Source organism: Glaciecola nitratireducens FR1064 (genome assembly GCF_000226565.1).
In the GTDB taxonomy this organism is placed as follows: Bacteria; Pseudomonadota; Gammaproteobacteria; order Enterobacterales; family Alteromonadaceae; genus Glaciecola; species Glaciecola nitratireducens.
Map to the genome: position 1 here is coordinate 3,054,928 of NC_016041.1, position 13,276 is coordinate 3,068,203.

13 protein-coding genes are annotated in these 13,276 nt (G+C 42.0%); 7 read left to right on the forward strand and 6 right to left on the reverse strand.

Going from position 1 to position 13,276, the window contains the following annotated elements; translation table 11 throughout:
• Nucleotides 1-44 precede the first annotated feature (44 nt).
• Nucleotides 45-257, reverse strand: a complete 213-nt coding sequence (locus tag GNIT_RS13110; RefSeq protein ID WP_014109728.1) for a hypothetical protein — start codon at nt 255-257, stop codon at nt 45-47.
• A gap of 339 nt (nt 258-596) precedes the next feature.
• Here GNIT_RS13110 and GNIT_RS13115 point away from each other — a divergent pair, with 339 nt between their 5' ends.
• A complete protein-coding gene (locus GNIT_RS13115) occupies nt 597-1,751 on the forward strand; it encodes a flavohemoglobin expression-modulating QEGLA motif protein (RefSeq protein WP_014109730.1) in 1,155 nt (384 codons plus the stop codon).
• A 39-nt stretch (nt 1,752-1,790) separates the two neighbouring features.
• Here GNIT_RS13115 and GNIT_RS13120 read toward each other — a convergent pair whose 3' ends face one another.
• Complete coding sequence (locus GNIT_RS13120) at nt 1,791-3,053, reverse strand: DEAD/DEAH box helicase (protein WP_014109731.1); 1,263 nt, start codon at nt 3,051-3,053, stop codon at nt 1,791-1,793.
• Nucleotides 3,054-3,309: 256 nt separating this feature from the next.
• Nucleotides 3,310-3,852, reverse strand: coding sequence for a DUF2937 family protein (locus tag GNIT_RS13125; RefSeq protein WP_014109732.1), 543 nt, complete (start codon nt 3,850-3,852; stop codon nt 3,310-3,312).
• Between the two features lie 252 nt (nt 3,853-4,104).
• Between GNIT_RS13125 and aceK the strand changes: the two genes are divergently transcribed.
• On the forward strand, nt 4,105-5,976 hold the full coding sequence (aceK, locus tag GNIT_RS13130; protein WP_014109733.1) for a bifunctional isocitrate dehydrogenase kinase/phosphatase: 1,872 nt from the start codon (nt 4,105-4,107) through the stop codon (nt 5,974-5,976).
• Between the two features lie 123 nt (nt 5,977-6,099).
• Here the strand turns inward: aceK and GNIT_RS13135 are convergent, their stop codons facing one another.
• Nucleotides 6,100-6,486, reverse strand: coding sequence for an MAPEG family protein (locus GNIT_RS13135; RefSeq protein ID WP_014109734.1), 387 nt, complete (start codon nt 6,484-6,486; stop codon nt 6,100-6,102).
• 207 nt (nt 6,487-6,693) lie between these two features.
• On the opposite strand from GNIT_RS13135, the gene GNIT_RS13140 reads away from it, so the two are divergent.
• Together GNIT_RS13140 and GNIT_RS13145 are read left to right on the forward strand one after the other, a co-directional pair.
• Nucleotides 6,694-7,377, forward strand: coding sequence for a response regulator transcription factor (locus GNIT_RS13140; RefSeq protein WP_014109735.1), 684 nt, complete (start codon nt 6,694-6,696; stop codon nt 7,375-7,377).
• Nucleotides 7,378-7,388: 11 nt separating this feature from the next.
• Nucleotides 7,389-8,795 carry a sensor histidine kinase gene (locus GNIT_RS13145; RefSeq protein WP_041246432.1) on the forward strand — a complete coding sequence of 469 codons (1,407 nt, stop codon included), beginning with the start codon at nt 7,389-7,391 and terminating at the stop codon, nt 8,793-8,795.
• 97 nt (nt 8,796-8,892) lie between these two features.
• On the opposite strand, the gene GNIT_RS13150 is transcribed toward GNIT_RS13145, so the two are convergent.
• Together GNIT_RS13150 and GNIT_RS13155 are read right to left on the reverse strand one after the other, a co-directional pair.
• Nucleotides 8,893-9,450 (reverse strand): DUF3833 family protein, encoded by a 558-nt coding sequence (locus GNIT_RS13150; RefSeq protein ID WP_014109737.1) that lies wholly within the window; start codon nt 9,448-9,450, stop codon nt 8,893-8,895.
• 115 nt (nt 9,451-9,565) lie between these two features.
• The gene (locus GNIT_RS13155) at nt 9,566-10,207 is read right to left on the reverse strand and encodes a chalcone isomerase family protein (protein ID WP_014109738.1); all 642 of its coding nucleotides are present in this window, start codon (nt 10,205-10,207) and stop codon (nt 9,566-9,568) included.
• 91 nt (nt 10,208-10,298) lie between these two features.
• On the opposite strand from GNIT_RS13155, the gene GNIT_RS13160 reads away from it, so the two are divergent.
• The 3 genes from GNIT_RS13160 to GNIT_RS13170 all read left to right on the forward strand — a co-directional run bounded on the left by GNIT_RS13160 (nt 10,299) and on the right by GNIT_RS13170 (nt 13,271).
• Entirely contained in the window at nt 10,299-11,414 is a 1,116-nt protein-coding gene (locus GNIT_RS13160) for a 1-aminocyclopropane-1-carboxylate deaminase/D-cysteine desulfhydrase (RefSeq protein WP_014109739.1), read from the forward strand.
• A 131-nt stretch (nt 11,415-11,545) separates the two neighbouring features.
• The gene (locus GNIT_RS13165) at nt 11,546-11,980 is read left to right on the forward strand and encodes a hypothetical protein (protein WP_238526899.1); all 435 of its coding nucleotides are present in this window, start codon (nt 11,546-11,548) and stop codon (nt 11,978-11,980) included.
• 88 nt (nt 11,981-12,068) lie between these two features.
• Nucleotides 12,069-13,271: a saccharopine dehydrogenase family protein gene (locus GNIT_RS13170; RefSeq protein WP_014109741.1), complete on the forward strand. Its 1,203-nt coding sequence runs from the start codon at nt 12,069-12,071 to the stop codon at nt 13,269-13,271.
• Nucleotides 13,272-13,276: the final 5 nt, after the last annotated feature.

Consider the following 13,276-nt stretch of genomic DNA (forward strand, 5'->3'; position numbering starts at 1 on the left):
ACCCGCTTTTGGCGGGCTTTCGTTGATTGCTTAATTTGCAAAACCTAACGAATGCCCTTAATTGGCATGATAATCATCATACTGGTCATTGTTCGCATCATTGTTGTCGCGCTAGTAAATAGCGTATTTACAGAAACCAAAAAAGTGTTGGTCATTGTAATGAATGCGGCAAGACTCACAGCATAAAGCGCTGCGCGAGGTGCACGAGCACTTGCATGGGTATTTTTATTGACGTTTTTCAGTGCAATGTAAACCATACGAAGCTCAACCCTCTCAGTTTAATTCTTTGTCGTTAGTATTATTTTTATTTTATGCAGCCAATTTGCCGTATAGACGTCTATATGTCAACCTAGATTTACCAGTAAATGAAATATTGTTCAATCAAAGCAATCAAAGGGCCAGGTACGTTGAAATAAACCAAGGGGCCAGGTGCGTTGAAAAAGGACGTGAGTTGCGTTGACACTACAAACACGTAATTCAAGGTACCTGGCCCCTTGATGTCTTGATGCTTGATGTGAAAGTTAATGGTATCAACGAACCTGGCCCCTTGATAGAATCTAGCTGGTTAATTGCCCATAATAATCAAAGGATATAAAGTGACTGAGGCCAATCAAGGTAAGCCAAAAATTTCGCAGGGATTAATTGAGTTTGATAGTGAGTTTTTCGACATCACAAAAACCATCAATATCCTGAGTGCTGTAAACCCGACTAATTTTGATCAACAGAAGAAAACATTCTTCGATAGTCATTTTTCGATTGAACCTGAGTTTACTTATGATGGCAGTAAATTAGATGTGTTTGCCACTAAAAGAAAGTTATTGAACTTACCGCTTGAAAATGTCGTTGACGAAGATCTCAGCGAAATATACTTCGATACTATCAATAGCTACTTAGATAAAGTTGACCAATTCAACTCTATTGGCACGAACGACTTTATTTATGATTCATTGCGTTACTTTGGCGAACCAACACAGAAGGATATCGGCAACGCAAAATTCATTTTGCATTTGCCTGGCAATCTTAATGAAGAAAATGAAGAAGTATTAAAATTTGAAGAAATCAAACAAATACTTGTCGATTTTGCTGAAGTTAATGAGCTGCCCTACAATCTAAAAATCGAAGAAAACATGATTGCCAATGCCTTAGTATCGGGCAATACAATTAAACTCAACAAAAATGCAAAACTGTCAATTAGCGACACAAATGCCTTGGCGCAACACGAAATTGGCGTGCATTTAGTCACCACATTAAATGCCCGAAAGCAGCCATTGCGGATACTAGAAATAGGCAATCCACTTAATACAATGACTCAAGAAGGCCTGGCTATATTAAGCGAATACTTATCCGATAATTTAACTATCAAACGCTTAAAAATATTAGCATTGCGAGTCGTTGCAGTGCAGTCGATGATAAAAGAAAAGAGCTTTAGAAAAAGCTTTCTACTGCTTAAAGAAGAATACGGGGCAAGCAACGATATCGCTTTTGCTGTGTGTTCACGCATATACAGAGGCGGGGGTTTTGTGAAAGATTATTTGTATATGCAGGGTTTTCATAAAATGCTGAATGCTTATGAAAATGAACCTAACTTCGATCTGCTCTTTACCGGTAAAACATCCATTGATTATTTACCGCAAATTACAAATTTAATCGAAAAAGGCATTTTGCAAAAGCCGCAATATGTGTCTACTATTTTCAAGCAACCAGAAAGCTTAAGCGAAATAAAGCAGTATATCGCTCACGCTATAAAGTAGCTTAAGCGATATAAAGTAGCGTGAGCAGCAGAAAGCGCGCTATTTTCTTTTTGAAGGGCTGCGTCTTTTCGCTTTAACACTATCACCCGTAATTTGTGTTTTGCTCACTTTATTGGTTTTACTTGGGCGGCCATTCCTTGAAATGCTTTTTAACAAGCTTTGACGGTCGCTTACTTCAAATCCTTTCTTAACCACGCGTTTTATCGAGCTACCAATAAGCGCCTCAATGCGGCTTACCGTGCGCTCTTCTTCACGACTGACGAAAGAAATTGCGTTGCCTGTGTTTCCAGCGCGGCCCGTTCGTCCAATTCTGTGCACATAGTCTTCTGGTAAATAAGGCAGATTATAGTTGACCACAAAGTCTAAACCTTGAATATCCAGACCTCGTGCTGCAACTTCTGTGGAAATTAACACCTGTAGCTTGGCTGACTTAAAATCGGCCAATGCGCGACGACGAGAGCCTTGGCTTTTATCGCCGTGGCAAACGGCCGCATCAATTTTGCTTTGCTTGAGCGCAGCCATTAATTTGTCTGCTTGTTCTTTTGTACTAGTAAAAACCAACACTTGAAACCAATTCTGCTCTTTTAGCAAGGCCTTAAATAAATCAATTTTGCGAGATTCTTCAACCGGATACATAACGTGATTAACGGTGTCAGCCGTTGCATTGGCCTTACTCACGCGAATTTCAACGTGGTTGCTTAAAATCTTGTGGCACAATTCATTGACGGCTGGCGAACTAGTTGCCGAATAAAGCAGCGTTTGACGTTTTTTCGCCGTGTGCTGCATTATTTGACTCACGTCGGTAATAAAGCCCATGTCTAGCATGCGGTCAGCTTCATCCAATACGACAAACTCTGCATTCGCCAAGGTGACATTATTCAACGCCATGTGCTCGAGCAATCGACCCGGCGTCGCAATAAGGATGTCCGTGCCTTTTTTAAGTTTACTCGTTTGCCCACCCAACTTAACGCCGCCGTATAGAGCAGTAACCGTTAATTCCGTGAATTGAGCATAGCTGCCAATAGCGTCAGCCAACTGTTCTGCAAGTTCGCGGGTTGGCGTCAAAATAAGGGCTCTAGGGCTGCTTGAAACAGTCTCCTTCGGCGCATCTAACATCTGTTGTAATATCGGAAGTCCAAAAGCTGCCGTTTTGCCTGTGCCCGTTTGAGCATGTACCAGCAGGTCTTTACCTCGGCGCGCTTTCGGCATCGATAGCTCTTGAACCGGCGTCATTTCGCTGAATCCACAAGCGACGACGGCTTGCTCAAGTAATGGATGTAAATCTAAAGTTGAAAATTTCATGTGGGGTCCTCTGTAGCTATTTTCTGTAATGTGATCGTTTAATGGCATGAAAGACCAATAAACACTGGCTACAGTCAAAAAATGAGTGCGGAATATACAGTATTTTATACGATTTAGTGAGATTAATTGATGTTTTTCTACTCGATAACAACATTAAGGCACCTAAGGAAACTGCATGAGCCAGCAAGATTAAGAGACACTATTATGCCGTGCGCGTTTATCTACTATTTTACAGCATTGTTTTTGTTAATATAAATTACACTTTTGAATTGCTAACAGGTCGTTTTCTAATGGCTTTCTGTTGCTTACGCTCTCGCTGTTTCTTGGCGATCATGGATGTTGGCGCGCTCACCAATAAATTTAAAAACAGACCAAAAAGCACACCGAATAAAATCCCTTCCGTCGTAATAGGCAATCCAAATTTAAAATTCTCTAAAGTATTGTCTATGTATTGCCACCCGCTTGGCGAAAGCATAAAAATCAGCTTTTCTATGATGTTGCCGTTCTGAAAAACAGACAATCCTTCACTCAGCTCGTTATATTGAATAATCGTTTTTTGCTTCTGAATTGCATCATCGCGCACGCTCGGCACTTCATTTTGAAGATGATGCGCTATCATGGCGTCTACAGAAGCGTAATTATACTTTTTCGCAGTTGCTTGATAGCCCTCAATTTGCCACTGGCTTGATTCATACATGCCCGCTAAAAATTGCTGGTAATGATCGGCCAACTGAGGCACCTGTAAAGCCAACACTAATGTGACACCAAAAAATAGCTTGTCGAGTGTTTTAAATATCAAGGTAAATTCCTGTGTGACTAGCTTACTACTCGTATACTATAGTAAACATAGCGTAACGTGATATGACTTATTGTAACTTTAGCGCTAGTTTTATTATTACTTAAGCAACAAATTGTCGTTTACTGAAAGCTCATGTACTTTATATACGAATCGTTCCAAAACGTTTAGTTCCGTTTTTAATACGCACTATTTAGTCAAGTATTTAGCTGATCTAACATAAACAAATGTAAAGCAATGATGAATAGTTAAATAATGAAAAAAAAGCCCCCCTCACAAAGCAGCATTCAGCCACAACGTTCAAATAGCTCACCTAATTCTGTTGGAAGCAATCATGTGCCGCAAGATGATAACCATGACTCCGAGGAACAAAAGGCCTTAGACGCCATTGCGCGTCAATTCGCTTATCAAATTATCAGCGGCTTTGATAAATCGTATCGCTGGCATAGCCGCATCACCGCAGGTGCGAAAGAGCGATTTGAGAATGAACGATGGGCCGAGTCTCAACTTGCCATTAAAGAAAGAATTGCCATTTACGAACAAAGCCTGATGGATATCGTTATCGACTTGTATCAACAAGTGCATCCAAAGCAACAAGACCAGCACTTTTGGAAGGCAGCAAAAAATCAATACACTAAATTGCTCAACGACCACCCACAGTTTGAGCTGGCCGAAACTTTTTACAACTCGGTTATTGGACGCATTTTTAAACACAGTAAAATTGACGACAATATGATGTTTGTGCAGCCAAGTCGCTGCTATTTACCCGGTCCGGATCGCGACAAGGTTATTTACAGCTTTGACACTTCAGGCACCGTTAGAGCTATGCACGAATCTATATTTAATACTTATCGATTCAAAACCCCCTTCGACAATCTTTCCCTCGACTTAGAGAACATGGACAAAGCGCTGCGAGCGCGGCTAAACCGAGAGCAATTAGCCAGCGTGCATGCCGTTGAAATGTTAAAGCCTGTTTTTTATAGAGGAAAGGCCGCGTACTTGGTAGGCAGAATTTGTATGCCAAGCGAAACATTACCGTTTGTTATCGCGATGCAAATGACGGATGACGGTAAACTCATGGTCGATGCATTGCTAACTGAACAACATCATTTAAGCGTGATATTCAGTTTTGCCCGCTCGTACTTCATGGCTGATACGCAAAACCCCGCAGAGGTTGTTGCTTTCTTACAGGAACTGCTACCACATAAAAAGCATTTTGAGCTTTACATGTCGCTGGGATTTTATAAACACGGCAAAACGGTGTTTTACCGTAATTATTTACAACACTTGGAAAATACCTCGGGCACGACAGTGAATAAGGGCGAAACAGTAGAATTAAGCTGCGCTGATAAATTTGAGCTTGCACCGGGTATTAAAGGCCTTGTGATGACTGTTTTTCATTTGCCGTCGTACGGGGTGGTATTTAAAGTCATTAAAGATGAGTTTGCAGAGAGTAAAAAAATCACACGCGAATACGTCAAGGATCGCTATAGATTGGTTAAAAGTACCGATCGGGTTGGGCGCATGGCCGATACTCATGAGTATATGAACTTTCGTTTCCCACGCAATCGTATCGATCAAGAATTACTGCAATATCTGCTCGATACTTGCGCTAGCAGCGTGACATTGACCGACAGTGAATTGATTATTTCCCACCTCTACATTGAGCGAAAAATGACGCCGCTCAACTTGTATTTACAACAGCAAACCGACCCTGAAAAAATTCGTAATGTGCTAAATGAACTTGGGCTTTGCATCAAACAAATAGCCTTAGCCAATGTTTTTCCGGGTGATATGCTGCATAAAAATTTCGGTGTGACGAAAACGGGAAGGGTTATATTTTATGACTATGATGAAATTTGTTATATGTCTGAACGCCAGTTTCGCAGTTTACCTAAGAATGACGATCCTTATGCAATTGATACTCTATCGGTCGGACCAACGGATGTGTTTCCGGAGCAATTCGAGCACTTCATTGTCGGAAAAAAAGTATTTAAAGATATTCTTAAAGAACTGCACGGCGACCTGATGACAACAGAATACTGGCTCGAAACACAGCGTATAACGGCTCAAGGTATTATTCAAAACTTTACGCCATATCCTGAGCAGTACCGTTTTGTGCGTTAACTGTTTTTTGATGATGACTGTCGCAAACAGCAATATTTATTAACGTTGCTTCGCTGACGGCTTTGCAATAGCGAACACGAAACTGATGATTGGAATTTAAGCATCAGTTTCGCTATACAATTGTTAGCCAAAAATGAGGAAATAATGCGCAGCAATGGTGATCATCCCAATTCCCCAAAATACGCTTCTTGCCAAATGCCAGTCGGCCCAATAACAAGCTAGGTATACGAGACGACATACCACAAAAGCAATACACAAATATGCTGTCGTATCATTAACCGCATTCAGCGCCAGCACGAGTAATACAGTGGGTGCGAAAAACGTGGTCGCTTCAAAGCAATTCTCATGCGCAGCTTTCGCCCTCGCTCCAAGCCCCTTTAGTGCTTTTTGCTGTTCACGCGGCATTCTATTGTCGTACCCGCCGCTTTTGTTCATCATCAGCGCCAAAGGCACTTTCGCCAGCATGGGCATAAAAACAACTATTGCCATACAAATTACCACTATTGTCATGCATCTCTCCTTATTTAAATCCCTGCAAAAAGTGCGCGGATAAGTCTTTATTGGAAAATTCTACGTAAAAGTTTGTAAAATAGCCTTCGATGGCGACAATGATAAACGAAAATTCTAATTAACGGGCACTAAAGTTCTGGTAAGCAATGCGTATGCGCTAGCAACGTCAAAACATCGCACGCTGTGTCAAATGGAAGAATGACTAAAATGAAAATACTGATAATAGAAGACGACTTGACCGTTGCTGGTTATATCTCCAAGGGTCTTGAAGAATCTGGCCATACCCCTGACGTTGCAAATGACGGCAAGCAAGGGCTACTCCTAGCCACAACGAATAGCTATGACGTTATTGTCCTCGACAGAATGTTGCCGCATATCGACGGCATTACTATCCTGAATACCATAAGAGACTCGGGAGACAATACCCCAGCGGTTATTCTTAGCGCAAAAAACAAAGTGGAAGATAAAGTGAAAGGTCTACGCTCAGGCGCCGCCGATTATATGACAAAACCTTTTGCTTTTGAGGAGCTTTTAGCTCGAATCGAAATTGTAGCTTCTCGTCAATCGGGCGCCGTGCCCTCCGTTACCGAGATCGTATTAGGTGAACTAAAGCTCGACCTAATCAACAGGCAAGTAACCCGCAACGGCACGATTATCGATTTGCAGTCAAAAGAATTCAAATTACTTGAGTACCTATTAAAAAACAAAGGCAAGATTGTCACGAGAACGATGTTGTTAGAAAAAGTGTGGGAATACAATTTCGACCCGCAAACGAACGTCATTGACGTGCACATCAGTAGATTAAGAAACAAAATAGATAAAGGCTTTAGCTATCCAATTATCGAAACTATTCGCGGTGCCGGTTATTTAGTATCCGAACCCAAGACATAGGAGCTTAATTCGTGAGAGCCATCACCGCTTTTCGTAAAAGTTCGAGTTTTACCCTTAGTATCCTGTTTACTAGTCTACTTATGATGGGCGTTGTGTTTATCACCTACTTTCTGATTATTTCTAACGATGATTTACTGGTAAGAGAATCAGAAGCGGCGATCAACGCTGATATCCGTGGTTTTAACTCATTATATAGAGCAGCAGGTTTAAAGGCGGTGGAAAAGGCCTTAAACGATAGGATTGCAGAAAACGGAAACGATTTCTTCTATCATTTAAAAACTGAGCAAGACAAATTCATCACTGGCAATATGCTATTTTGGCCCAGCGAAGATGCACAGAGCGTTAAGAACGGGGTGCTGTCGATAAAAATCGGCGACAGCGCATCAAAAGAATACGACGTAATAGCGAAGATAATGGTATTCACCAACGGCCATCAATTGCTGATTGGCCGCAATATAGACGATATCGAAATTGCACAGTGGGTTGGTAAAACCTTCGGCTGGATAATGATATTAATCCTTTGCCTTATTTCCGTCACCAGTATTTGGGTCGCTTATTATGTTGTAAATAGAATTAATATTATTTCCGATAAAGCCGACGATATTATTTCTTCAGGCAAATTAACAGAGCGCTTGCCGGTAGACAGCAATTGGGACGATTTAAGTAAGCTGACGATGGCGCTGAATAAAATGCTCGACCAATTCGAGTCGTCAATTGAAGGGATTAAATCTGTATCAGACAATATTGCTCACGATCTGCGGACGCCCCTCGCTAGGCTTAAGACGCATATAGAAGTGATGCCTGACGGAGACGACAAGTTTGCCCTCCTTAAAGAGTCTGACAATTTATTATCAATTTTCAATTCATTACTCAGAATTGCAGATCTGGAATCTGAACAGAAAACCAGTGCATTTGCGATATATAATGTGGAGGAAATACTCGAAGATGTCATTGATCTTTATTTACCGATTGTTGAGGACAATAACATTCATTTAGAATTGACCATCCGCGCTAAAGACACACAGCTTTACTGCGATAAGGACCTGATTTTCCAAGCTTTTGCTAATGTGATAGATAACGCAATCAAGTTTAATGAGGAAGGCGGTAACATTCTGGTTTCATTAGGTTCAGAGCACCTAGCTCAGCAGCCGACAGACGAAAACGAGCGCGTCACAAGTCAGCGCGAGCATCTTGTTTTTCGAGTATTTGACTCGGGTAACGGAGTTACGCCACAAGCTTTTGAGAAATTAACCCAACGTTTTTATCGTGAAGACAGTAGCCGGAGTAAAAGTGGCAATGGATTAGGTTTGGCCTTAGTGTTGGCAATCGTTAATCTGCACAAGGGAAGCATGCGATTCATTGATAAGCCTTTAAAAACTGTATCAGGTTTAGGCTGTGAAATTATGCTGCCTAAATGAAGTTGATTCTATGATGCAATTATATAGAAGGTACGTGCATTAAGCTCCGTACCCTCCTGTTAACTTGTCCAAGTATTATTTAATGTGCGTAACTGGCTTACTGCTTTTGCATGAAAATGGTGACTTCAGCCATTACAATGCCAAACTTTTTAATATAGGAACGATTCATCATTGTGTCGTCGTCAAATGCAAAAAACCAGTCGTCGAAGTTGACGCGATAAGTAGAATCACCCACAGCTAGGTCCATTTCGTATGAGAAGTTGAACGCATTACCATGCGGTGTTCCCTTAGCAGGGCCTGCAATATCGCCAGCATTCCCAGTGTATGTTCCGTCTGCATTTTTGCTCAGTTTCCATACGCGTGATTTTGCTCCGTCGCCAAAGCCATATACAAAGCTTTCATCTAGGATCAAGTTACCGTCTTCTTTATATCCATTTATATCCACGGTAAATCGCTGGACTATGTCACCGTCTCTATTTTGAACGATTCCCCACGCTTTTACTTTGCCGTCAAAGAAACTGTCGATATCAAACTTCGGCTCCATCTGCTCGTATTTTTTTGCGTCCAGTGATACTGAACATGCGCCAAGAAAAAGCATTGACGCTGCGATGGCCGCTAGCATACTTACTTTTTTTGCGATCTTTGGAAAATTCATTGTTGCTCCTTTTTAGCTTACTTTCGGTTACAGCGTGCTGCTACTCATTGTTAGTTTACTAATAGCACGCAAATATTGAGCCTCAACTGTTCAACACTGTTAATGATAGCAGCCTCTACTTTTTAAGCCCTAGCAGTTGTTTACGCATTTTTGGCTCAGAAGTTTTTTCATTTAACCAAATATCGAAAAAGGCTTGGCCAAATGATTGATCATCAATGCTTCCAATCAAATTACCATCGTAGTAAAAGTGCGTGTGCTGCTGCTTATCCATCACGCCGGTGATATTCTCCCCTTCTTTTACATTAGGAAAAACCGAGCGCATTTGCTCAAACCATTTAGCTAGCAACACTTCGTCTTCATAGCCAATGTCTCTCATTTCGTCTATCGAGCGACTCGCAATCTCTTCTCCGTCAAAATCGCGTAAATACGTCAGGGATAGCGCAAAAGGTGTGTCCTTTTTCCACTCGCCGTTGGGCGCTGCCAATTTGGCGTCGTAAATTTTCCAGAACATGACTTTGAGCTGTGCTTCACCCACCACCTTTGGACTATCGATGTATTTTTCGGTAATCTGCGAAAAACTCAAGGGCGTATTTGCTACCGCGGCGCTAGAAACGCTGAGTTTCTTTTCTGCTTCCGGCGAATATGCATGGCCAAGGGTGGAAAAGCCGAATGAACTAAGTAGTGCAGCAATTAGTATCGACCTTAATATTTTCCGTGGATATGTCGCCTGTTTATTGTTTAATCGTCTTAATTTCATGGTCGTTTCCTTATTATCTGTAATAATGCAGATATATTACAGCTTTTAACGCGTAACATTACAGCAAGAGATCAGTATAAAGGATTAAACTTTGTTAACCTATCCGCTAACAGGCAGCATCGAGAGCCAGTTTTCAATTCTGACACCCTCGCCTTTACAGCGAGTTGAAGCTGAGTGGACTGCGTTCTCAACCAGCCAAGAAGGATCGAAAAAACCAGCGACGAGCCACCAAGTTCAGGTTTGGTGCAAGCGTGACGACTTACTGCACCCGCTAATATCAGGAAACAAGTGGCGTAAGCTGGTGAAGCCCCTGCATGATTTCACGCAAGCTCCACCATCGCACGTCCTTAGTTTTGGCGGTCCCTATTCAAACCATCTGCACGCACTAGCGTATTGCTGCAAACAACTTAACATCAAATTTACTGCAATAATTCGTGGCGCATATTTAAAAGAACAAGACTTAAACCAAACCCTCAAAGATTTGGAACAGTGGAATGCACATTTGGTATTCGTGGATAAACAAACCTATCAACAAAGAACCGACCGACACTATTTAAGCAAACTGCGAGAAGAGCACAACGCAGACATCATCATTCCCGAAGGCGGTTCACAGCCAGATGCGCTTTTCGGTATGCAGGCTATGGTCGAAGAAATTAATGCAGCTAGCTCAAACCAGTCGTTCGATGCCATTCTGATCCCTGTTGGCAGCGGAGCAAGCATGGCGGGAGTGGTGAAAAGCTGCCACGCTGAAACCGCGTCGCAAATAATTGGGATCGGCGTACTCAAAGGAGAAGGATACCTAGAAGATCTCGTCAAACAATTCCTGAACAATTCCAATATAAGCAACTGCAGTAAAAGCGCAAACAAAGACACACCTTATTTGCCTTGGCACATCAACCACAACTTCCATTTCGGAGGCTATGCTAAAAGCAGCGCTGAATTAGACGCCTTCTGCAAAGACTTCAACCAACAGCAAGTGAACTTAGCGAATAGTAAATCGCGGCAAAGGGTATCGCAACAAAGGGTATCGCAACAAGAGGAATCGAAACAAGACACACCTATTTGCATCGAACCCGTTTATTCAGGCAAATGTTTCTTTGCTCTTAAAACGCTTATCCAGCAGGCTTATTTCCCGCCAAATAGTAAAATATTGCTTATTCATACGGGCGGATTGCAGGGCGCTCGCCAACAAGTTCATACAGGCTGACAAAAGGTTCGAATTATTCGACTGAACTATTTTTCTACAAATGTCGTTAATTAAACATGAACAATACACATTCATCGGCCGTGAGTAGGGGTTTGTATCAGAGTAGTAAATAAACAATTGAGGTTATCCGCGTGAAGCACAAAATGATTCTAAAGCAGCAGGTGCAATACGCACCGATGATTCAAAAAGCGTTAAGTTTGTGTGAGACCATGCTTTCCCGTTCGGAAACACTTTATCCCTTTGCCGCCCTTTCTGTGGATGGCGATACCCATTGCATTTTTCTTAGTGATGAAGATTATAATAATCGGCACCCCAATGGCGCGCACTTCGGCATGATTGAGAAGCTCGAACAACAGCTGCAACTTTACAAAATGCAAACAAAATCAACAATTGGCATGTTAGTCTACGCCGCAACTATCCGTACGCCTCATAAAGAAGAGAAAGACGGGCTCATGTTTAGTATTTGTGATTCGAACGGTGAGAACACTCTAACTCTTTATCCCTATGAGTTTGAGCAAAATTCAATCACAATCGGCAAACCTTTTACCTGCGATTTTTCAGACTGAGCCTATCGTTCTGCACGCTTTTCCATTAAACTTGCCAATTCAAAAATTGCTGTTACGATGCAGCCAAATTATTTAGTAAGGAACTCTTATGTCTCGTGTATTAATCATCGGCGCTGGCGGCGTGTCATCCGTTACAGTAAAAAAGTGTGCTCGATTGCCTGAAATGTTTGATGAAATTTATTTGGCAAGTCGCACATTATCAAAATGTGAAGCATTGCAGAAAGAAGTTGGCGCAGATCGTTTAAAAGGCGTGTTTACTGTAGATGCTGATAACGCAGACGCCGTTGCCGAATTAATCAACAAGGTTAAACCTGACTTAGTCGTAAACCTAGCGCTACCGTATCAAGATCTACCAATTATGGACGCCTGCTTAGCAACCAAAACAGATTACCTAGATACTGCCAACTACGAGCCTAAAGATGAAGCTAAATTCGAATATTCTTGGCAGTGGGCATATCAGCAAAAATTCCAAGATGCGGGCATTATGGCGCTTCTTGGCAGTGGCTTCGATCCCGGCGTAACTAACGTTTATACAGCCTATGCTGCGAAACATTACTTTGATGAAATCCATTACTTAGATATTGTCGATTGTAACGGTGGTGATCATGGTCAAGCATTTGCAACAAACTTCAATCCTGAAATTAATATCCGTGAAATCACACAACGCGGTCGCTTCTGGGAAAACGGCGAATGGAAAGAAACCGAGCCATTGACGGTTCGCGAAGACCTTGACTACCAAAACATTGGTGTAAGAGCCTCATATTTGATGTTCCACGAAGAGTTAGAGTCGCTAGTTAAGCACTTCCCTACGCTAAAACGCGCTCGTTTCTGGATGACCTTTGGTGACGCCTATCTGAATCACTTAAAAGTGCTTGAAGGCATCGGCATGACCAGTATTGCTCCTATTGACTTCCAAGGCCAACAAATCGTTCCCTTAGAATTCTTAAAAGCAGTATTACCAAACCCAGGTTCGCTTGCTGAGGGTTACACAGGCAAAACGTGCATCGGTACTTACATTACTGGTATAAAAGACGGCAAAGAAAAAACCATCTTTATCTATAACAACTGCGACCATGCTGTTTGTTACGATGAAGTGGGCGCTCAAGCCGTTTCATACACAACGGGTGTACCGGCGATGATTGGTGCAGCGCTCATGCTGAACAAAACGTGGAACAAGCCAGGTGTTTGGAATATGGAGCAATTCGATCCAGACCCATTCATGGCAATGCTTAACGACCATGGCCTACCTTGGCATGTAATCGAATGCGAAAGCAGCCCCTTCGCGAAATAAGCGAG

Excerpts from the sequence above, each read along its gene's own strand:
- GNIT_RS13110 (WP_014109728.1), bottom strand. The coding sequence starts at position 257 with ATGGTTTACATTGCACTGAAAAACGTCAATAAAAATACCCATGCAAGT.
- GNIT_RS13120 (WP_014109731.1), bottom strand. The coding sequence starts at position 3,053 with ATGAAATTTTCAACTTTAGATTTACATCCATTACTTGAGCAAGCCGTC.
- aceK (WP_014109733.1), top strand. The coding sequence starts at position 4,105 with ATGAAAAAAAAGCCCCCCTCACAAAGCAGCATTCAGCCACAACGTTCA.
- GNIT_RS13135 (WP_014109734.1), bottom strand. The coding sequence starts at position 6,486 with ATGACAATAGTGGTAATTTGTATGGCAATAGTTGTTTTTATGCCCATG.
- GNIT_RS13140 (WP_014109735.1), top strand. The coding sequence starts at position 6,694 with ATGAAAATACTGATAATAGAAGACGACTTGACCGTTGCTGGTTATATC.
- GNIT_RS13150 (WP_014109737.1), bottom strand. The coding sequence starts at position 9,450 with ATGAATTTTCCAAAGATCGCAAAAAAAGTAAGTATGCTAGCGGCCATC.
- GNIT_RS13155 (WP_014109738.1), bottom strand. The coding sequence starts at position 10,207 with ATGAAATTAAGACGATTAAACAATAAACAGGCGACATATCCACGGAAA.
- GNIT_RS13170 (WP_014109741.1), top strand. The coding sequence starts at position 12,069 with ATGTCTCGTGTATTAATCATCGGCGCTGGCGGCGTGTCATCCGTTACA.